Genomic DNA, 19,121 nt, shown 5'->3' with positions numbered 1-19,121 from the left:
CTTCAATGATCACGGGTATAAGCGCATTGCTAAATCGGGATCCTGCTATGAGGTAATGCGCTGAAATTTACCAGATGAAACTTAAGATAACCTTAGAAGTAGCCAGCGGCTGCTGAGAGGCAGCCGCTGGCCTATCTATTAATAGGCGGCGGTAAACTGCGCCTTGATGAACTGCGGTTTTTCAATTTCGTCGATGATGGCAACAGCAAGGTCTTCCACCGAAATACTGGCCGGTGCTGAGCCATTCATCAGCAACTGTGTGGTGCCCAAACGGAATTGCCCGGTACGCTTGCCAGGCTCCAGCAATGCAGCAGGGGAAAGGTAGGTCCAATCCAACTGGGTTTCCGTATTTAGCGTATTACGTAAATCCCGTACCGCCATGGCACCCGGACGAATGTTTTCCGGGAACTGCGGGGTATCAACCAGCTCAACCCCCGGTGCGACTTCCAGGCTACCGGCGCCGCCAACGTACAGTAGGCGTTTAACCCCGGATTTTTTTACCGCCGCCAGAATTTGCTGGGCACCCTTGGCGGTTTTCTCGTACAGATCCGATTCCGCCCAACCTGGGTTATAAGCGCTGATCACCGCATCATGCCCGCTCAATTGTTGCTCTAACCACTGGCCGTCGGCCACGTCACCCAGAGCAACGGTAAGATTGGCATGATCTGGCAGATCTTTGTTCTGCCGGGCGATGGCGGTCACTTGCAGGCCGCGCGACAGGGCTTCATCCACGACGTGGCGGCCAACAAAACCGGTTGCTCCAATAACGACGACTTTCATAGGGTCTCTCCTGTTAACGACTGTTTAGCGGGTTGCCGTACCACTCAGTGGCGGCTCAGTAGAAATACTATAAGCCTTAACAATCGTGGTGATTAGTGGCATATTCATGCTTTCTTGATTAAGTAAAACTTCATAATCATGGATAAATTGCATCGAATGGCAGTGTTTGCCACCGTGGTGGCCGAAGGATCCTTCGTGGCCGCGGCCCGCCGGCTACAAATGACGCCCTCCGCAGTCAGCCAACATATGCGGTCGTTGGAAAAGGCGCTGGGGGTGCCGTTATTGCATCGCTCGACTCGTCGTTTGGCTCTGACCGACGCGGGAGAAGCCTTTTACCCCGGCTGTGAAGCCATGTTGCAGGAAGCACAACGGGCCGAGCAACGGCTGGCGGAGCTGCGGGATACGTTGGTGGGTGAGCTACGCATTGCCACCACGGTCGGCATAGGTAGCGGCCCCTTGGCGGAGGCTCTCGCTCCCTTACTGCTGGCGCATCCCAAGCTGACACTGCGCATTCTGGCCGACGATCAGGTGGTGGATATGATTGAACAACGAGTGGATATCTCGCTGCGCGTAAATCTGCAACTGGCAGATACCAACCTGATTGCTCACCCGTTAGCCGCCTGGCCGATGGTGCTGTGTGGTGCGCCGCGCTATCTTAGCCAGCATGGCGTGCCAGAAACGCCCCAGGAACTGGTACAACACCGCTGGATCACCAGCAGCGGTCATGGCATGCATCTCGATTTACATCATCAGGCGGGTGAAATATTCAAGCTGCGTCTGGCTGCGGGGCAAGTCGTCAGCGGCAGCATGAACGTGATCCGGGCCTTTACCCGTCATGGTCTGGGGCTTTCCGGCCAACCGCTGTATGAGATTGCAGACGAATTGCGTCGGGGGGAGTTAATTGCCCTGTTACCCCAATGGCGGCCAGCGCCATACCGGCTACATGCGTTGACGCTGGAAAGGGTGCTGCCGGAGAAAACACGCTAGGCGCTGCACTATTTGCGGGATTATTTTCGCCGACATGGGGAAAAGCCGCTTGCCATTGCTGCCGATGACGTCTTCAATTAACGGTACAACGCAGGAGGACGTGTGGCGCAGCAACTCGAGTTCTTTGACATCCCCAGCCCGTGCCGTGGCATTTGTCAGGCCGATGAGCGTGGCTATTGCCGTGGTTGCTTGCGCAGCCGCGAGGAGCGCTTCGGCTGGATGCAGATGGACGATGTACAGAAGAAGGACGTCCTGCGTCTGTGCCGCCAGCGTTACCTGAGATCGCTACGGGCCGGCAAGCAACCAGACGAAATACCGCCTGAGCAACCCTCGCTGTTTTAAACTTTATTGTCGATTTTCCCGATCTGCCGCACGTTAAGGCCCCTTTAGCGTTTCCTACGCCTTGGCCGCTTGTGTATGCTGGCGTTAACTACTGTCATGAGGTTTAACAATGCTGAATCGTATTAAGCTGGCGCCACAAGGGCCTGAGTTCTCGCGCATGATTTGCGGCTACTGGCGTTTGATGGAGTGGGGCATGTCACCACAGCAGTTGCTGACGTTTATCCAGCAGCACGTCGAGCTGGGGGTGACCACGGCGGATCATGCGGATATTTATGGCGGCTATGCCTGCGAACAGGCATTTGGCGAGGCTATCAAGCTCAAGCCTTCGGTGCGCCAGGGGATGGAACTGGTGACCAAGTGCGGTATCGCGACGACGGCCAAACCGGGCAACCCGATCGGTCACTACATTACCGATCGCGAGCATATTGTGCACAGCGCGGAGCAGTCGTTATCGCATCTGCATACGGATTACCTGGATTTATTGTTGATCCACCGTCCCGATCCGTTGATGGATGCCGATGAAGTCGCAGAAGCCTTTGTGGCGTTGCATAAAAGCGGCAAGGTACGCCATTTCGGCGTTTCGAACTTTACGCCAGCGCAGTTTTCCCTGTTGCAGTCTCGTCTGCCATTCTCGCTGGCAACTAACCAACTGGAGATTTCCCCGATCTATCAGCCCGCGATCCTCGACGGGACGCTGGATCAATGCCAGCAACTGCGTATCAAACCTATGGCCTGGTCTTGCCTGGGGGGCGGCCGGTTGTTCAGCGATGCCGAATTCCAGCCGTTACGTGATGAACTACAGACCGTGGCGCAAGAGATTGGTGCTGAAACCATTGAACAGGTGGTGTACGCCTGGGTGATGCGTCTGCCTTCGGCACCGTTGCCGATCATCGGCTCTGGTAAAATCGAGCGCGTACGTTCGGCCCTGAAGGCGCAAGCGCTGACATTGAATCGCCAGCAGTGGTTCCGCATTCGTAAAGCGGCGCTGGGTTACGACGTTCCTTGAGTCCAGCTAGCAGAGGCTGGCATCGTGCCAGCCTCTGTACCGCTATTTCACTTGCTGAACGCTGAAGGTTTCGTTTTTATACGTTAAGGTGACAACTTGCGCACTTTGGCTTGGTTGCCATGAGGAGTCGGGCAAGCGTTTGTTGAAGAACGCGTTCAACACTAACGGATGAGTGAAGACGATCACTTTACCTTGGCTAAACTCATATTTCTGACCGATAGCAGACAGACATTTATCCAATCTATAGGCGGCGTTCTCGCCACTTTCTCCCTCATCTGGCGAAACAAAATGGATCAGATTGTTTGCCGAGAACAGGTCTCTTGCCGCTTTGCTCGGGTCGCCTTTCAGCGTAGCCACCTTTTCGGCCTCCCAATGTCCCAGGAACATTTCATTCAACTGGTTATCTTGCTGGATCGGGATTTGGTGGTCAGCCATCACACGTTGGGCAGTTTTGTAACCGCGCCCCAATTCGCTGCTATAAGCCGCGATAAACCGGGTAGATTTTAGTGCTTGGTGTAATTGCTGGTTAGCTTTTTCGCCTGCGGCGGTGAAATCCGAATCTGTGGTGCCTTCCATGACGCCAGCTTGCTGCAACTGGGTCAGTGGATTCACGATCAGGATGATTTCCAGCGGTGATAGGGCTTTTTCTCTGGCGTAGCCGGATTTAAGATAATCAGTATTATTAAAATCGATCAGATGGAATTTACCCTTGTTTAATTCCAATACCGAGACACTGGTGTTAGCCAGCCCGGCCAACGGTTGGTTGGCTCGATATTTTTGCAGGTAGAAAGCCATCGATGAGTGGGCGGTGACCAGAATATTGCCATTCTCATTGGGATGCTGGGCTGCAATTTGTCGCAACGCATTTTCAAAGCGTGCAGAGAAATCAGACATATTTTCGGCATTGACCGGCGATTTGAAGGCGGGATCGTTATAGGTACCGAAATAAAATGCGAAGTCGTTGCCTGAATGGCCAAATTTTGCCGTCAGATCGTCGATACGGCCCCCCTCGGCATCACCCCAGGAAATATCTTTCAGATCTTCAATCTGTTTCACCGGCATGTTGCGGCCACGCAAAATCTGGTTGGCGGTTTCATAGGCTCGACCCAGAGTGCTGCTATAACCGGCGATAAACTCTACTTCTGCCAACCCCAGCCCTAAACTACTGGCGTCGTAACGACCTTTCGGTGTCAGTTGGGCGTTACCGCCACCGCCGATGGTCATTTCCTTGATATTGGAGTAGGTCTGCCCGTGGCGAACTAAATAAAAGCGCAGCGTTTTTGGCTGCTCCGCGTTGGCCTGATCGTGCGGTATGGGCACTGTCGTTTGCGATAGAGCCATGCCAGGTAGCCATACCATGGCTAATAACAGAGTCACCAGAGGGATTATTTTCTTTTTCACGCACTATTCCTTTTAATTATCAGCGAGATTGCAGCTTAGGAAATAACCGGTATGGGTACCTTTGCGTTAATGACACGTGTCGATGGCGAGTGGCAAAATGCCAAGGAATAGCGGGAGGGAGGTCACAAAATGTTATAGCGAGTTCGCATGTGGCCCTGATTAATGGCTATTTCCGGCGGTAGCAGGATTTATTCGGTATATACTCCCTAAGGACTATAACTATCGCATGGAGGTTGATTGATGAAACGTTATTGGTGTGCGGCATTGGGTTTAGTGGCCTGTGGCGTGGCTCAGGCGGCAACGGTCGATGTCGAAATGAATCTGGTGACCGGCCAGGGAATTGGGCAGGATATTGGTAAAGTCACCATTAGTGAAACGCCTTACGGCCTGTTGTTCACCCCGCAGTTGAAAGCTTTACCTGCCGGTGTGCATGGTTTTCACGTGCATGAAAAAGGCAGCTGTGAGCCGGGGATGAAAGACGGCAAGGCGGTAGCCGCGTTGGCAGCTGGTGGTCATTTTGATCCGCAGAAAACCGGTAAACACCTTGGCCCTTATGCCGATGGGCATTTGGGCGATCTGCCTGCAATTTACGTAACGGCGGATGGTATGGCGGACACCCAGGTGCTGGCTCCGCGTTTGAAGAAAATCAGCGAAATCGAAGGCAAGGCGCTGATGGTACACGCCGGTGGCGATAACCACTCCGATCAACCCAAACCTCTGGGTGGTGGTGGCGATCGCTTCGCCTGTGGCGTAATCAAGTAAGTCCAGCCGCCCGCGTCAGCCTGGCGTGGGCGCTGTTGCCGCTTCCGGTGGGATGATTGCCTGCTGTAGTTGTTGCAGTGAGCAGTAAAGCCGCCAAATCAACCCAGCCAAATCGCGGGCGGCCTGTTCAGGATGTTGGGCTAGTGCTGAACTCATGCGCTGCAACTCCTGCAAGGTGGCGTCCAGTGACGTATGCTGTACCCCTTTCTCGGTCATGACTCCCTTCAGACAATGAATACAGACGTCTCGTACGGCAGCTAGCGGATCTGACCGGGTTTGCCACTCGCGCAACTGCCAGACCACGTGGCTACAGTTCAACAACACCACACCCCAACGCAACAGCCAGGTGCGAGCCTCCTGATCCAGGCTTTGATTCAGTTGACTGATGCGGTGATATATACGCGACTCAAACTGGCTTTCGCTTTGCTGCGGTTTCTTGCTCAACTGATCGATAAAATCACGGCGTAAGGCGCGGATAATGCGGCGGCTTTTGCGTTTGTCCGAACTGGGCCGCAGGATCTGGAAGGCCAATCCCGCCAGCAGCACGCCAGCAATCTTGGCGAGGCTGTCATTGATGTAGCCCTGATAATCGTAGCTCGGCGGGTTGGTCACCGCGAGAAACGATCCCATAAACACGATCAACTGGCCCCACAGCGGGGCATAGGGGGGATTTTGCAGCTTCAACATCTGCATCGTCACTAGGGTGGGGAACAGAAAGGCACAGAATACCCAGAAGTCATCGATCTGGATCATCAGGCCGAACTTCATCACAAAGCAGAAGGCAAACAGCAGGGACATGGCCTTCAGTAAGGTGGTAATGGATTTGATCGGCGAAGGTGTAGAAGAATAGAGCACACAACTGATAGCGATCAGCGTCAGCGCCGAACTGCCTGCATCCCACTGGGTGGTGATCCAGTAAGCACAACCGATCAGAATACACAGAAAAGTGCGTAGCCCATTATAGGCGGCTTCGTAGCTGTCGGTATGGCGTGCTAGCGAGGTGACGCGGGGCGGTTCGATATCGCTGACCTGGGTGGCGTTTTCCAGTCGTTGCAACCAGCGGGTACAGCGCAGATAGAGCCAGCAAAAGTGGCGCAGGCGCAAGAAGAAAGCCCGATGGCGGTAATCGGTGGGATCCTGGGGGGCGATGGCAACCAGAATATGTGCCAGCCGGTATTTATTGGTCGTGGGGTCGCGTAATTCAGTCAGCAGTTGATCCAACACCGCAGCCAGATTTTCCGGGCGGTCTGGCCAGTTTAACAACATGCGGCGCAGGCTGGAAATCACACTGGTAATGCGCAACTGCTGATGCAGCATGTAGTTGAGAATATTGTTTTGCCGGCGTAGCCGGTAATGGCTCCAGAAGGCCTGAATACGCAGCAGGTTCATGGTCAGGATCTGGCCGATAACGCCCTCATGAGAGGTGCGCATCCGCAGGCTGATTTCCGGCTGCCACAGCATGGCGGCGTGTTCCAGCAGGCGTAAGTGCATACGGCGTAGCGATACCAGCAAAGTCTCACCATCCGAGGTGCTGGGCAGGATCATCATCATCAGCCCGCCACACAGGATACCGGTGATCACCTCGCAGACGCGTGCCTGGGTGATATCAAAAATCTGCTGGGTGTCGGTAATGTTAACCGTGCCAAACACGATGATTGCGGCGGTGTAACCCGCCAGGGCAAAGGCGTAGGAGACGTTGTTCTGGTAGTGGTTGGAAATGTAGGTGCACAAGCCCAACCAACTGGCAATCGACAGGGTGAACAGCCAGGGATCGTTCAGGCAACCGGCAATCAGCAGTGAGGCCATTGCCCCAAGCAGGCTGCCAAAAATGCGGCCAATGCTCTTGCTGATCACGCCGCCGACCGTGGGGAAACTGACTACGGCGGCGGAGGTCAGTGCCCAATAGGGCTCGTCCAACTGCAAGACAAAGGCGACCCACAGCGCCAGGCACATTGCCAGGGTGTTGCGTAACGCATAGCGCCATTGCCCTGCGGTGGCTTTACCCCAGGGCGAGCGCTTCCATTCAAGAAAAGGCAGGTTCACACATTAGTCCTGCTGATGGATTGAGATGGTGCAGGTGGTACCGGCGACCAGCGGCAGATCGGCCGGAACATCGACCAGTCTGATCCGCACCGGCACCCGCTGCGCCAGACGCACCCAAGGTACGTTAGGTTTCACATCCATCAGCAAATCACTGCTGCTGTCAGCACTTTGGTCGTAAATGGCCCGGCCGATGCTTTCAACCACCCCTTGGAGCCGGATATTGCCGTTATACAATACGATATCCGCCTTGCGGCCCTCTTTGATGTGCCGGAGTTTGGTCTCTTCAAAATAGCCGAGCACGTAGAACGAATGGGTGTCAACCAGCGCCACCAGCGGCGTACCTGCGGTGGCGTAGTTGCCGACGCGAGCCTGCAAGTTGGTGATATAACCGTCGGTTGGGGCATAGATCCGCGTTTTGCTGAGGTTCCATTTGGCCTGCTCCTGATTGGCCTGCGCCGCCTTATACGAGGCTTTCATTGAGGCGGCAGCCAGGTTCGACTCATCCAGATCTTCTGAGGAAATGACGTTGCGGGGCAGGCTGCGGCGACGGGCCGCTTCGTGGTCGGCCTTGGCCATATCGGCCTGGGCTTTAGCCAGTGCCGCCTCGGCATTATCCAGCGCGATCTGGTAAGGAACGGGATCAATACTGAAGATCAGACTCCCCGCAGGGACGAACTGATTGTCATGAACCATAATTTTCTCTAATCTACCAGAGACTTCCGGGGTAATATTGACCAGCTCTGCTCGCACCTTACCGTCACGGGTCCAAGGGGATTGCATGTAGTAATTCCATAACCACCAACCGGCGCAAAGCGCGATGGCGCAAACAATAACCGTCGAAAAATACTTTAATGTCTTATGCTTCATGAGCTACCAACTCGCTAGGAGCCACAGGGAACCGCTGACGGTAATGACGAAAATGGACAGGTCCATCAGCATGGGGTGCCAGATATCACCGGAGTACATCCAGTCGCGCAGTAGATGATGTACCAGCAACCAGAAAACCAATCCGAGTAAGAACGCTTTAAAGATAGGAGGGAAATAAAGCGATGCACCCAGCACCAGATCGGGCAGGGGCGATGCAGTATGGAGCCAAGGTGTATTCACGTTAGCAATCCCTATGAGTGAATATGAACAATGTTTGCATAGAGGATAACCAATTACTGATAAAAGTGGTGTCTATTTTTACTATTTGGATTATATACATTTGTGTTTTTAATATGATTTAACCAAAATGGTCTACACTCTGGGGAGTAATGTTAGCATGCTAATTATAAGGAGGTGGAAGTGGAATCAACGTTAGGTTCAGATTTAGCACGATTAGTTCGTGTTTGGCGTGCGCTGATCGATCATCGGTTAAAACCGTTGGAGCTCACGCAAACGCATTGGGTTACCTTGCACAATATCAACCGGTTACCGCCTGAACAGTCACAGATCCAGCTGGCAAAAGCGATCGGCATTGAGCAGCCCTCATTGGTCCGTACCTTGGATCAGTTGGAAGATAAAGGATTGATCACCCGTCATACCTGCGCCAACGATCGGCGCGCCAAACGCATTAAGCTGACCGAAGCGGCAGAGCCGATTATTCGGGAAGTGGACAGTGTGATCACGTTGACCAGAGGGGAAATTCTCAGCGGTATCTCGGCAGAGGAAGTAAAACTTTTAGTAGGTCTGATCAGTAAGCTGGAACAAAACATCATCGAACTGCAAGAAAAACAATAAATCCAGCGCCTTTTTAATTCAGCTAAGTCACAGCAACAAACAGAAACCGGAGGCCCAGGGGCCTCCGGTTTTGCATTCAGGCGAAGATATTACAGTGGAGAAACGGTAACAGTACTGCCGTTTTGCGCCATACGTACGCGTTGCCCTGGGCTGAACTTGGTTGACCCGGCTTTCTGTACCACCACGATATTTTCTTTATTGTCGGTTTTGATTTCCAGCTCCCAGGCGTTGCTACGGCTAGCGGCGCTACCGACGCTGTCGCCAACCACACCACCGGCTACTGCACCTGCTGCGGTTGCCAGGCTACGGCCAGTGCCCCCACCGATGGTATTCCCCAGGAACCCACCCAGTACAGCGCCGCCGATAGTGCCAAGCATGCTTGAGCCTTCACCGCCCTGAATTTGCACCGGACGTACGGACACCAAGGTACCAAAGGTCACGGTTTGCACCTGTTTAGCCTGAGAGGCGGAATAGACATCACCGGACGCGGTTTGGTTTGCACAGCCCGCCAGTGTGACTGAGGCGAGAGCGACAACGAGAAGACGCTTGATCATATAAAGCTCCTGCGGTTGGTAATCCAGATCTGGGAGATTGGCCCAAACCAAGTTCTAAAAATAATACAGCAAGTATGGCTGAATCGGTTTGATCTCACCCATAGGTTGCCTTCTGTATACAGCTTAGCTTTTCTCTGTTCAACCAATAATAAACGGTGGTTTAGCTTTGTGACAGAACTGAAAACAAATCGCCGATGCTTTTATCACCATGGGCTGTTGGATATGTAACCAATTCTTTGCATAAAATAAACAACTCCGCTCACAGGCTGTAAAAAAGACATCCTGATTCATGGCGTTAAGCGCACAATTCTGGTCTATTTACAGAGTTGAATAGAGTTGTAACCTGGAAGGAATATTGCTGATGAAGTCAGGCCGCTATATCGGTGTTATGTCTGGCACCAGTCTGGATGGGATCGACGTGGTGCTTGCCGCGATCGATGAACGTATGGTGGCGCAACAGGCAAGCTATAGCCATCCCATGCCGATCCAACTGAAAAAAGATATTCTTGGCATGTGCCAAGGGCAGCAGACCACGCTATCCGCCGTAGGGCGGTTGGATGCGCAGTTGGGCACGCTGTTCGGTGAAGCCGTGCTGGGGCTGTTAAAACAGACGGGCATTCCGGCTCATGAAATTACCGCTATTGGTTGTCATGGCCAAACGGTGTGGCATGAACCGGAGGGCGAGACGCGTTTTTCGATGCAATTGGGGGACAATAACCGCATTGCAGCGTTGACGAATATCACCACCGTGGGGGATTTCCGCCGCCGTGATATGGCCTATGGTGGCCAAGGGGCACCGTTGGTCCCGGCGTTTCATCAGGCTTTGTTGGCTCATCCCGGCGAACGCCGCATGGTGCTGAATATCGGCGGCATCGCTAACCTGTCCCTGTTACTACCAGGCGCTCCGGTTCGTGGTTTTGACACCGGGCCAGGCAACATGTTGCTCGATGCGTGGGTATGGCGGCACCGCTCGCAACCTTTCGATAAAGACGGCCTGTGGGCGATGGAAGGGCGCGTTTGTTTACCGCTGTTGCAGCAGATGTTGGCCGATCCCTATTTCTCCTTACCGGCACCGAAAAGTACCGGTCGGGAATACTTCAATATCAGTTGGCTGGAACAACAGCTGGCGACGTTGCCTGGCTTAACGCCGGTGGATGTGATGAGCACGTTGGTGGAGTTGACCGCTACCACCATTAGCGAGCAGGTGTTGCTGGCGGGAGGCTGCGAGCGGCTGATGGTTTGCGGTGGCGGCGCTCGTAATCCGTTACTGATGGCGCGCCTGTCCGCCTTGCTGCCGGGAACCGAGGTGGCAACCACGGATCAATTTGGCGTCAGTGGCGATGATATGGAGGCGTTGGCCTTTGCCTGGCTGGCCTTCCGCACTGTTTCCGGTCAATCGGGCAATCTGCCTTCGGTGACCGGTGCCTGTCGTGAAACTGTGCTGGGTGGGATTTATCCGGTTTTGCCATTGGGCCACCGCTAGCTCTGTTAGGATAAAGAAAGGGTTAATATCTTAAGGAGCACCTGATGAAAAAAATAGCAATGGTTGCCGGAGTTCTGGTATTGGCGGGTTGCAGCTATGTGATGCCGCAACAGAGCGAAACGCTGCACTATCAATGCGGAACGACGCCGCTCACCGTGGCGCTCAATGGTGAAGAGAGCACGGTCAGCTTCCTGATGGACGGCGAACAGCTGAAATTGAAACAGGTGATAGCGGCGTCCGGAGCCAAATACAGCGACGGCAAATATACCTTCTGGTCGAAAGGGCAAAACGCCTTTGTCGAGCGTAATGATAAAGTGATTATGAGTGATTGTGTGTTGGCTAACCGCTCCACCAATGCTTGAGGCTGGTGGAGATAATACAGGTTAGCCGACCGTTGAGCGCAAGGATGGGCGATTGCGAGCCCCCACGGACGGGTTTACGGCGTGTCGGCGTTCTGTTTATCCCCACCTGCTGCACTAGAGCAGCAGAACGATTGAGATCCTGCTGCTACAGGCGCAGAATATGACAACGAATTTACCGCTTGGTTGCTAACCCAGATGACTGATAATAATGAGTTTGATGTGGCGGATCTGCGCCGTGAATATACCCGTGGCGGCCTGCGCCGTAACGATCTGACCGTCAATCCCCTCGATTTGTTCGAACGTTGGCTCAAACAGGCATGTGAAGCACGTCTGGCCGATCCTACCGCCATGTGCGTCGCTACCGTGGATGAGCTCGGGCAGCCGTTCCAGCGCATCGTCTTGCTCAAGCACTTCGATGACAAGGGGCTGGTCTTCTATACCAACCTTGGCAGCCGCAAGGCGCAACAGCTGGCGCAAAACCCGCATATCAGCCTGCTGTTCCCGTGGCATATGCTGGATCGTCAGGTGATTTTTCTCGGCAAGGCCGAGCGTCTGTCAACGCTGGAGGTGATGAAGTACTTCCATAGTCGCCCCAAAGACAGCCAGATCGGCGCTTGGGTGTCGCAACAGTCAACGCGCATTTCCGCCCGTGGCATCCTGGAAAGCAAATTCCTCGAGCTGAAGCAAAAGTTCCAGCAAGGGGAAGTGCCATTGCCCAGTTTCTGGGGCGGTTTCCGCGTAAAATTCGACTCCGTTGAGTTCTGGCAGGGCGGGGCAAATCGTTTGCATGACCGTTTCCTGTATCAACGTGAGGAAAATGACTGGAAAATTGACCGACTGGCACCCTGATAGACGGAAAATCCCCCTTAAGCGCTGGCACTGATGCCGCTGGCGCTTTATTCTATGCGCTACCCCGAATTTTATGATTTTCGCCAATGGGCGAAGGCCGTGTACCGGCAAAGGTGCATTCGTTTATACATGGAGAAATTGATGGCTAGCATCAACCTGATTCAACAACTGCAAGAGCGGGGCCTGGTGGCTCAAGTGACGGACGAGGAAGCGTTAGCAGAGCGACTGGCGCAAGGGCCAATTGCACTGTATTGCGGTTTCGATCCGACCGCTGACAGCTTGCATTTGGGCCATCTGGTGCCTCTGCTGTGCCTGAAGCGTTTCCAACTGGCCGGCCATACGCCGGTAGCGTTGGTAGGTGGCGCGACCGGGATGATCGGCGACCCGAGCTTTAAAGCGGCTGAACGCAAGCTCAACACCACGGAAACGGTCAACGAATGGGTCGAGAAAATCCGCAAACAGGTTTCTCCGTTCCTAGATTTCGACTGTGGCAGCAACAGCGCCATTGCGGCCAACAACTACGATTGGTTTGGCGGCATGAACGTGCTGACCTTCCTGCGTGACATCGGTAAACACTTCTCAGTGAACCAGATGATCAACAAGGAAGCGGTTAAACAGCGTCTGAACCGTGATGACTCCGGGATCTCCTTCACCGAGTTTTCCTACAACCTGCTGCAAGGGTACGACTTCTCCGAGCTGTATAACCGCCATCAGGTCGAGTTGCAGATCGGCGGTTCCGATCAGTGGGGCAACATTACCTCGGGCATCGATCTGACTCGCCGCATGCACCAGAAACAGGTGTTTGGCCTGACGGTACCGTTGATCACCAAGGCGGACGGCACCAAGTTTGGTAAAACCGAAGGCGGCGCGGTATGGCTGGCTCCGGAAAAAACCAGCCCGTACAAATTCTACCAGTTCTGGATCAACACCGCGGATGCGGACGTGTATCGCTTCCTGAAGTTCTTCACCTTCCTGAGCATTGAAGAGATTAATGCGCTGGAAGAAGAAGACAAAAACAGCGGCAAGGCACCACGTGCCCAGTATGTGCTGGCAGAAGAAGTGACCGGTATGGTGCATGGCGCAGAAGGCCTGGCTGCCGCGAAGCGTATCACCCAGAGCCTGTTCTCTGGCGCGCTGCATGACATGACCGAGGCAGACTTTGCGCAGTTGGCGCAAGACGGGATGCCAACCATCAAGCTGGAGAGCGATGCGGATCTGCAACAGGCATTGGTTAATGCCGAGTTGGTTCCTTCACGTGGTCAGGCTCGCACCATGATCGGTTCCAACGCGGTAACCATCAACGGTGAGAAGCAGTCCAATCCGGAATATCTGTTCAGCGACAGCGATCGCTTGTTTGGCCGCTACACGCTGCTGCGCCGCGGTAAAAAGCATTACTGCCTGGTAGACTGGAAATAATCTGAATGGGCGCTGCGCGCGCCCCTAAACGGCGAACCGTTTTTCGCTTGCCAACGGTGTAACGGGGCTAATATGGCCCCAACCGACTAACCAACCTCATACTTTTGTGGGGTTGGTTGTTTTATCGCGCTTGCCAACTCTTTCCACAATCCCACCATTATTGCCTTCTGCGTTGGTGCTACATTATGCCGGTTTACTACTAGAGGGGATAAGGAACTCATCCCTAGCTTTGCCAACGCGCTACGCTTATAATAGCTTACCGTTTTGTAATGAATTGCCATGCTGTCGGCAATCTGATTTGGGCTTTCCCCAGCCAGCAGCTTTCGTAACACCAACCGCTCGTGCGGCGATAGTCCGATGCGGGGCTCTCCAGCCTGTCTTTTGTCAGCAGTAGAGATTTCGCGCATATGCTTGAGTAATACAGCTATCGGGGCTGACAAGGTCGTTATCGGCCAAACATTTTCCAGACTGCCAAAACAACGTCTCAGAACCTTCATCGGGCCCAGATTCCCCATTAGCACGACCTGGCTTGAGGGGTGCCTATGTGGCAACCGCTCCCCGATCAATTCAAGGAGTGAGGCCAGGTTATAATCGTTATTGCGTAATATCAGGATCACGATATCGACAACGGGCAAATCTGTTAACAAAGCTCCACATTGTGTCGCATCACGTGCGCTGGCGACCAGTTCAAGTGACGCAGATAAATCAGACTCATTGATTAACGCTTCCAACCCCACCAGGGTAAAATGGCAGGAACATTGTAATACTAATTTTTTCTTGCGCATCGCCTTCTCATCAGCATTCTTGGTGATTAATAGTGTTTTTAAATGAGTTGCCTCTGTTTAATGCAGGTGTGTTCTGTTTTAATCACGGCTCTTTCATACGGACTATGGAGGTTAGGTACGTATATGGCGCTTTACAGGGCTTTAGTATAAGGTTCGCTGTAAAAGTTATGAATTAACTAATTTGCATCGGCGATAACAAACTTTCATATTGATAATAAGCGCATGCCATTAGCAGCGTTGAAAGTACCGTTTTTTGATGGGTAACCTTATATTTTATCTAATTTGAATAATAATCAATGGGTTGTAGTTTGCTTGCTTGGCAAGAAAAGTATCCATTATGCTAGCTATTTATATTGATGTGGCTTTTTATTTTCATTATGCAGTTTTTGTATGAGGGATGAAAATTAGTTGGTTTACTATTTTTATAAGAATATTCTATAGTGCTCAACAGCAGCGGCAGGAAGCCGACATTGAAATGGTTAGTCACTTCTTGTGTCACTTAAAAGAGCTAGACACCTCTTTATTGAACGCATTGAAAATAACCTTTTACTAAGGGTTATTTTTGGCTCGTTCGTAAAAGAACGTAAATAGATTCGACGTTTCTTAATGATAAGGACGTCATGCAAGTGCTAATTATACGTAAGGAATACTGTAATGAAAAAAATTCTTCTGTCCGCGATGGCTACCGTTGCTCTCTCTTCAGGTGTTGCTCAGGCTGCGTCTACCGGCACCATCACCTTCAATGGTGAACTGACTGCCAACACTTGTGATGTGGTGGTTGATGGCCAGGATGCGGACGCGACCGTCGTGCTGCCAACCGTAGGCACTAACCAACTGCAAACCGCCAACCGCACCGCTGGTGATACCGGCTTCACGATGGCACTAAGCAACTGTTCAGGGACGTTGGAAACCGCATCAGCCTTCTTCCAGGCGGGTGCTTCTGTTGATGCCGTAACCGGTCGTCTGAACAACCTGAGTGGTACCGCGACCAATGTCAGTCTGCAATTGCTGGATGGCTCCAGCCCATCTCAGGCAGTGATCAAGGCCGGTAGCCAGGATCAGGTTACCGCGATGACGTATCAAGACGTCACCGGTGGTAGCACCACTCTGCCGTACATCGTGCGCTACTACGCAGAAGACGCAACCACTGCCGGTACCGTCGTCAGCAACGTTGTTTATTCTATTCAGTACCAGTAATGGGCTGTGGGAGGGGGAACCCCCTCCCAATCAGCCAGTTTGCTCGGAGTTTATGATGAAGTTTCTCTCTATCAATGTGCGTCAGGCTGCGATAGTGGCCGCCGTTGCCCTGTTCAGTGCCAATAGCCTGGCGAGCGTGGTGATTAGCGGTACGCGGGTGATTTATCCCTCTGATGCCAAAGAAGTCAGCGTCAAGATCAGCAACGGTGGTCGTTCTCCGGTGTTGTTGCAGAGCTGGATTGATAATGGTGATGCGGATGCCAAGCCGTCGGCAATAAAAGTGCCGTTCGTGCTGACGCCGCCGATGAACCGTGTTGAACCCGGCAAAGGCCAGACATTGCGTATCAGCTACGCGGGTGGTTCGTTGCCGATGGATAAAGAATCGGTGTTCTGGCTGAACGTGCTGGAAGTCCCGGCCAAGGCCCAGACGCAAACCGCCGAAAACCGCTTGCAGATGGCTTTCCGCTCGCGCATCAAGCTGTTCTATCGTCCTGCCGGGTTGGCAGGCAATCCTAACGAGGCGGTGAAAGCCCTGACCTGGAGCAGCCAGGGAAATCGTATCCAGGCCGCTAACCCAACGCCGTATTACGTCTCGTTGGTCAATCTGTCGGTCAACGGCAAAAAGCTCGACTATGCGATGGTCGCACCACGCAGCACCATGACGTTGGATCTGGCCGGTATTGCGGGCAGTAAAATTTCCGGCAGCTACGTCAATGATTACGGCGCGGTCAACGCTTTTGATGCCGCAATCAAATAATACCGTCAGATAAAACAGTTCGTACTTACTATAAATCATGATTCAGGAAATCAGTTCTGAAGGGACATCTATGCCTAGATCTTTGCAGTCTGGCGTTCAGTGCCGTTTATCGCCACTGGCCATAGCCATGTTTTCGAGTTTTTTTGTGGCCAATGTTAACGCCGACGTTACGGCCAGTACTGTGCAAGATGTTGCCAAAAATCTGGAGTTTGATAGCTCTTTCCTGAATGTAGATGATGCAAAGTCGGTTGACCTCAGTCGTTTTGCCAATGGTTCCTCTGGCTTGCCAGGGATATATAAAACGGCGCTGTATATTAACAATCAGCCGATCAGCAACACCGATATTGAATTCAAGACGCGGGCGGATAAATCGGTTTATCCCTGCCTGACCCGCGATCTGATTAATCACATTGCGTTTAATTACGCCAAGTTGCCAGCGGATTTTTTAAGCCCACAAAACCCGGGCGAACTCTGTCTGGATCTGCAACAAAAACTGCCGGAGGCCCAGGTTAATTACGACAGTAATGAACAGCGCCTGGATATTGTCATCCCGCAGATTTACATGTTGAACACCGCCCGTGGCACCGTTAGCCCGGAACTGTGGGACAGCGGCGTACCGGCGGTATTGCTGGGTTATAACGTCAATGGCTACACCAGCGAATCGCACGGCAGCAGCTATAACTCGCTGTTTGCCGGGGTGAACGCCGGGGTCAACGTGGGCGCCTGGTATCTGCGCCACAACGGCTCCTACAGCCGGATGGATAACGGCGAGAGTCAATACAACAACATCAATACCTATCTGCAGCGTGATATCCCGCTATTGAAGGCACGAGTATTGATGGGGCAATCCAACACCACCGGGCAACTGTTCGACACATTGCCGTTTACCGGGGTGCAGTTGGCCACTGACGAGCGGATGTTGCCAGAATCCCTGCGCGGCTACGCGCCGGATATCCGGGGTATTGCGCGGACCAACGCCCGGGTCACTGTGCGTCAGAACGGCCAGGTGCTGTATGAAACCACGGTCACACCGGGTGAGTTCTTGATTAACGACCTGTATCCAACGGGTTATGGTGGCGATCTGGACGTGACGGTACGTGAATCCGACGGCACCGAACAGACGTTCAGCGTGCCTTATGCCTCGGTGGCGCAGTTGTTACGCCCGGGTTCATCGCGTTATTCGATTACCGCTGGGGAAATACGCAGCGATAACCTGCGTGAGAAACCGGCGCTGTACCAGGCAACTTACCAGCTTGGCTTGACCAACACCGTCACCGGCTATGGTGGCCTGCAGGCCAGCCAGGATTACTACGCATTGCAGTTGGGCACGGCGGTGGGCACGCCCATCGGCGCATTGGCCTTTGACGTGACCCAGGCGGGAACGAATCTGGATAACAGTACCGATGCCACGGGTCGGCATCATCCGGGCAATCGCCTCAGCGGGCAAAGCTATCAGGTGAGTTACAGCAAGCTGATCAGCGAAACCAATAGCAACCTGTCGCTGGCGGCCTACCGCTTCTCGACCGACGGTTACATGGACTTTATGACCGCGATGCAAACCCGTGATGCGGTGGCGCAGGGGTATTCCCCGGATGCGATTTCGCGGGCGAAAAACCGCCTGACGGTGACTGCCGGGCAAGGTCTGCCGGAAAACTGGGGCCAGCTGTATATCAGCGGCTCGTTGCAAAATTACTGGAATAAAGACGGCAGTGAGAAGCAGTACCAGATGGGCTACAACAACCGCTATAAGAGCCTGTCTTACGGTCTGAGCATCAACCGCAGCTTCTCCAGCCTGGGCACGGCACAAACCAACTATCTGTTGAGTTTCAGCTTGCCGCTGGGCAGTAACGATCAGACCCACACGCCGCAGTTGCGCATGGATTTGTCCCATGACAGCAGCGGGCGTTATGGCCAGCAGGCGACGGTCTCCGGCACCGCTGGGCAGGATAATCAGTTCAGCTACGGTGTGACGGCAATGAATGCCAATCAGGGCCAGGGGAGCAGTGGCTCGGTGAGCGCCAATTACCGTAGCCCGGCCACGGCGTTGAGCGGCACTTACAGTACCGGCAAAGGGTACCAGAGCGCGTCTGCCGGGATGAACGGTACGGTGATTGGTCATGCGGGCGGCGTGACCTTTACGCCGTACACCTCGGATACCTTTGCACTGGTGGAGGCCAAGGGGGCCGAAGGCGCCAAAGTTTCTTCGTATCCGGGGGTAAGCATCGACTCACGGGGCTATGCGGTGGTGCCATACTTAAACCCATACCAGATGAATGAAATCAGCATCGATCCGAAAGGCACGGCGGCCAATGTGGAACTGGACAGTACCAGCCAGAAAGTGGCACCGCTTTCCGGTGCGGTAGTGAAGATGAAATACACCACCAAACAGGGCACAGCCATTCTGATTGATACCACCTATCAAGGGGAGCCTGTGCCGTTCGGGGCCGATGTCTTTGACGGTAAAGGCAACAGCGTGGGCACGGTGGGTCAGGGGGGGCAGCTCTATGCGCGGGTCGCACAAGACAAGGGCCAACTGAAAGTGAAGTGGGGCGAAGGCAGTCAGATGCAGTGTCTGATCAACTATGTGCTGATGCCGATGGCCAAAGGACAGAAATACTCCCCGATACAGCAGTTTAACACTGTTTGTGCGCCAGCTTAGGCTGTGACGATGAAGG

The 19,121-nt window shown here is 53.5% G+C and carries 19 protein-coding genes; 12 read left to right on the top strand and 7 right to left on the bottom strand.

Annotation, left to right across the window (positions count from 1 at the left end; all coding sequences use genetic code 11):
* Window positions 1-138 precede the first annotated feature (138 nt).
* Window positions 139-780: an NAD(P)-dependent oxidoreductase gene (locus U869_RS0108055; RefSeq protein ID WP_025118940.1), complete on the bottom strand. Its 642-nt coding sequence runs from the start codon at window positions 778-780 to the stop codon at window positions 139-141.
* 156 nt (window positions 781-936) lie between these two features.
* Here U869_RS0108055 and U869_RS29280 point away from each other — a divergent pair, with 156 nt between their 5' ends.
* From U869_RS29280 to U869_RS0108040, 3 genes are all read left to right on the top strand, one after another.
* A complete protein-coding gene (locus tag U869_RS29280) occupies window positions 937-1,767 on the top strand; it encodes a LysR substrate-binding domain-containing protein (RefSeq protein ID WP_081795901.1) in 831 nt (276 codons plus the stop codon).
* Window positions 1,768-1,869: 102 nt separating this feature from the next.
* Window positions 1,870-2,109: a DUF1289 domain-containing protein gene (locus U869_RS0108045; protein ID WP_025118939.1), complete on the top strand. Its 240-nt coding sequence runs from the start codon at window positions 1,870-1,872 to the stop codon at window positions 2,107-2,109.
* 109 nt (window positions 2,110-2,218) lie between these two features.
* Window positions 2,219-3,115, top strand: a complete 897-nt coding sequence (locus U869_RS0108040) for an aldo/keto reductase family oxidoreductase (RefSeq protein WP_025118938.1) — start codon at window positions 2,219-2,221, stop codon at window positions 3,113-3,115.
* Between the two features lie 42 nt (window positions 3,116-3,157).
* Here the strand turns inward: U869_RS0108040 and U869_RS0108035 are convergent, their stop codons facing one another.
* Entirely contained in the window at window positions 3,158-4,516 is a 1,359-nt protein-coding gene (locus U869_RS0108035; protein WP_025118937.1) for a histidine phosphatase family protein, read from the bottom strand.
* A gap of 240 nt (window positions 4,517-4,756) precedes the next feature.
* Between U869_RS0108035 and sodC the strand changes: the two genes are divergently transcribed.
* Window positions 4,757-5,278 carry a superoxide dismutase family protein gene (sodC, locus tag U869_RS0108030; RefSeq protein ID WP_025118936.1) on the top strand — a complete coding sequence of 174 codons (522 nt, stop codon included), beginning with the start codon at window positions 4,757-4,759 and terminating at the stop codon, window positions 5,276-5,278.
* A gap of 15 nt (window positions 5,279-5,293) precedes the next feature.
* Here sodC and U869_RS0108025 read toward each other — a convergent pair whose 3' ends face one another.
* The 3 genes from U869_RS0108025 to U869_RS30535 are packed head-to-tail and all read right to left on the bottom strand — an operon-like array spanning window position 5,294 to window position 8,428.
* Window positions 5,294-7,321 carry an FUSC family protein gene (locus U869_RS0108025; protein WP_025118935.1) on the bottom strand — a complete coding sequence of 676 codons (2,028 nt, stop codon included), beginning with the start codon at window positions 7,319-7,321 and terminating at the stop codon, window positions 5,294-5,296.
* A gap of 3 nt (window positions 7,322-7,324) precedes the next feature.
* A complete protein-coding gene (locus U869_RS0108020; RefSeq protein WP_025118934.1) occupies window positions 7,325-8,188 on the bottom strand; it encodes an HlyD family secretion protein in 864 nt (287 codons plus the stop codon).
* A 3-nt stretch (window positions 8,189-8,191) separates the two neighbouring features.
* Window positions 8,192-8,428: a DUF1656 domain-containing protein gene (locus U869_RS30535; RefSeq protein WP_025118933.1), complete on the bottom strand. Its 237-nt coding sequence runs from the start codon at window positions 8,426-8,428 to the stop codon at window positions 8,192-8,194.
* A 180-nt stretch (window positions 8,429-8,608) separates the two neighbouring features.
* Here U869_RS30535 and slyA point away from each other — a divergent pair, with 180 nt between their 5' ends.
* Window positions 8,609-9,043 (top strand): transcriptional regulator SlyA, encoded by a 435-nt coding sequence (gene slyA, locus U869_RS0108015; RefSeq protein ID WP_025118932.1) that lies wholly within the window; start codon window positions 8,609-8,611, stop codon window positions 9,041-9,043.
* Window positions 9,044-9,132: 89 nt separating this feature from the next.
* Here slyA and U869_RS0108010 read toward each other — a convergent pair whose 3' ends face one another.
* Window positions 9,133-9,597, bottom strand: a complete 465-nt coding sequence (locus U869_RS0108010; RefSeq protein WP_021178081.1) for a glycine zipper 2TM domain-containing protein — start codon at window positions 9,595-9,597, stop codon at window positions 9,133-9,135.
* A 361-nt stretch (window positions 9,598-9,958) separates the two neighbouring features.
* Between U869_RS0108010 and anmK the strand changes: the two genes are divergently transcribed.
* The 4 genes from anmK to tyrS all read left to right on the top strand — a co-directional run bounded on the left by anmK (window position 9,959) and on the right by tyrS (window position 13,707).
* The gene (anmK, locus tag U869_RS0108005; RefSeq protein ID WP_025118931.1) at window positions 9,959-11,080 is read left to right on the top strand and encodes an anhydro-N-acetylmuramic acid kinase; all 1,122 of its coding nucleotides are present in this window, start codon (window positions 9,959-9,961) and stop codon (window positions 11,078-11,080) included.
* Window positions 11,081-11,124: 44 nt separating this feature from the next.
* Window positions 11,125-11,442, top strand: coding sequence for an MliC family protein (locus U869_RS0108000; protein WP_025118930.1), 318 nt, complete (start codon window positions 11,125-11,127; stop codon window positions 11,440-11,442).
* A gap of 195 nt (window positions 11,443-11,637) precedes the next feature.
* Window positions 11,638-12,291: a pyridoxamine 5'-phosphate oxidase gene (pdxH, locus tag U869_RS0107995; protein ID WP_025118929.1), complete on the top strand. Its 654-nt coding sequence runs from the start codon at window positions 11,638-11,640 to the stop codon at window positions 12,289-12,291.
* A 141-nt stretch (window positions 12,292-12,432) separates the two neighbouring features.
* Window positions 12,433-13,707 (top strand): tyrosine--tRNA ligase, encoded by a 1,275-nt coding sequence (tyrS, locus tag U869_RS0107990; protein WP_025118928.1) that lies wholly within the window; start codon window positions 12,433-12,435, stop codon window positions 13,705-13,707.
* Between the two features lie 86 nt (window positions 13,708-13,793).
* On the opposite strand, the gene U869_RS0107985 is transcribed toward tyrS, so the two are convergent.
* Complete coding sequence (locus U869_RS0107985) at window positions 13,794-14,492, bottom strand: LuxR C-terminal-related transcriptional regulator (RefSeq protein ID WP_025118927.1); 699 nt, start codon at window positions 14,490-14,492, stop codon at window positions 13,794-13,796.
* Window positions 14,493-15,146: 654 nt separating this feature from the next.
* Here U869_RS0107985 and U869_RS0107980 point away from each other — a divergent pair.
* The 3 genes from U869_RS0107980 (at window position 15,147) to U869_RS0107970 (ending at window position 19,105) form a co-directional block, all read left to right on the top strand.
* The gene (locus U869_RS0107980; protein ID WP_025118926.1) at window positions 15,147-15,689 is read left to right on the top strand and encodes a fimbrial protein; all 543 of its coding nucleotides are present in this window, start codon (window positions 15,147-15,149) and stop codon (window positions 15,687-15,689) included.
* A gap of 55 nt (window positions 15,690-15,744) precedes the next feature.
* Complete coding sequence (locus U869_RS0107975; protein ID WP_029987194.1) at window positions 15,745-16,446, top strand: fimbria/pilus periplasmic chaperone; 702 nt, start codon at window positions 15,745-15,747, stop codon at window positions 16,444-16,446.
* Between the two features lie 127 nt (window positions 16,447-16,573).
* On the top strand, window positions 16,574-19,105 hold the full coding sequence (locus U869_RS0107970; protein WP_051590097.1) for a fimbria/pilus outer membrane usher protein: 2,532 nt from the start codon (window positions 16,574-16,576) through the stop codon (window positions 19,103-19,105).
* Window positions 19,106-19,121 lie beyond the last annotated feature (16 nt).

The sequence above is a fragment of the Serratia sp. H1w genome, from assembly GCF_000633355.1.
GTDB lineage: Bacteria > Pseudomonadota > Gammaproteobacteria > Enterobacterales > Enterobacteriaceae > Chania.
The sequence above is the reverse complement of the archived record's forward strand: the minus strand, read 5'-3'. Positions and strand labels throughout refer to the sequence as shown.

What these genes read in the sequence shown, in the direction of transcription:
- tyrS (WP_025118928.1), top strand. Translation starts at nt 12,433, where the DNA reads ATGGCTAGCATCAACCTGATTCAACAACTGCAAGAGCGGGGCCTGGTG.
- U869_RS0107980 (WP_025118926.1), top strand. Translation starts at nt 15,147, where the DNA reads ATGAAAAAAATTCTTCTGTCCGCGATGGCTACCGTTGCTCTCTCTTCA.
- U869_RS0108000 (WP_025118930.1), top strand. Translation starts at nt 11,125, where the DNA reads ATGAAAAAAATAGCAATGGTTGCCGGAGTTCTGGTATTGGCGGGTTGC.
- U869_RS29280 (WP_081795901.1), top strand. Translation starts at nt 937, where the DNA reads ATGGCAGTGTTTGCCACCGTGGTGGCCGAAGGATCCTTCGTGGCCGCG.
- pdxH (WP_025118929.1), top strand. Translation starts at nt 11,638, where the DNA reads ATGACTGATAATAATGAGTTTGATGTGGCGGATCTGCGCCGTGAATAT.
- U869_RS0107975 (WP_029987194.1), top strand. Translation starts at nt 15,745, where the DNA reads ATGAAGTTTCTCTCTATCAATGTGCGTCAGGCTGCGATAGTGGCCGCC.
- U869_RS0107985 (WP_025118927.1), bottom strand. Translation starts at nt 14,492, where the DNA reads ATGCGCAAGAAAAAATTAGTATTACAATGTTCCTGCCATTTTACCCTG.
- U869_RS0108020 (WP_025118934.1), bottom strand. Translation starts at nt 8,188, where the DNA reads ATGAAGCATAAGACATTAAAGTATTTTTCGACGGTTATTGTTTGCGCC.
- U869_RS0107970 (WP_051590097.1), top strand. Translation starts at nt 16,574, where the DNA reads ATGTTTTCGAGTTTTTTTGTGGCCAATGTTAACGCCGACGTTACGGCC.
- U869_RS0108040 (WP_025118938.1), top strand. Translation starts at nt 2,219, where the DNA reads ATGCTGAATCGTATTAAGCTGGCGCCACAAGGGCCTGAGTTCTCGCGC.
- U869_RS0108055 (WP_025118940.1), bottom strand. Translation starts at nt 780, where the DNA reads ATGAAAGTCGTCGTTATTGGAGCAACCGGTTTTGTTGGCCGCCACGTC.
- U869_RS0108010 (WP_021178081.1), bottom strand. Translation starts at nt 9,597, where the DNA reads ATGATCAAGCGTCTTCTCGTTGTCGCTCTCGCCTCAGTCACACTGGCG.
- anmK (WP_025118931.1), top strand. Translation starts at nt 9,959, where the DNA reads ATGAAGTCAGGCCGCTATATCGGTGTTATGTCTGGCACCAGTCTGGAT.
- sodC (WP_025118936.1), top strand. Translation starts at nt 4,757, where the DNA reads ATGAAACGTTATTGGTGTGCGGCATTGGGTTTAGTGGCCTGTGGCGTG.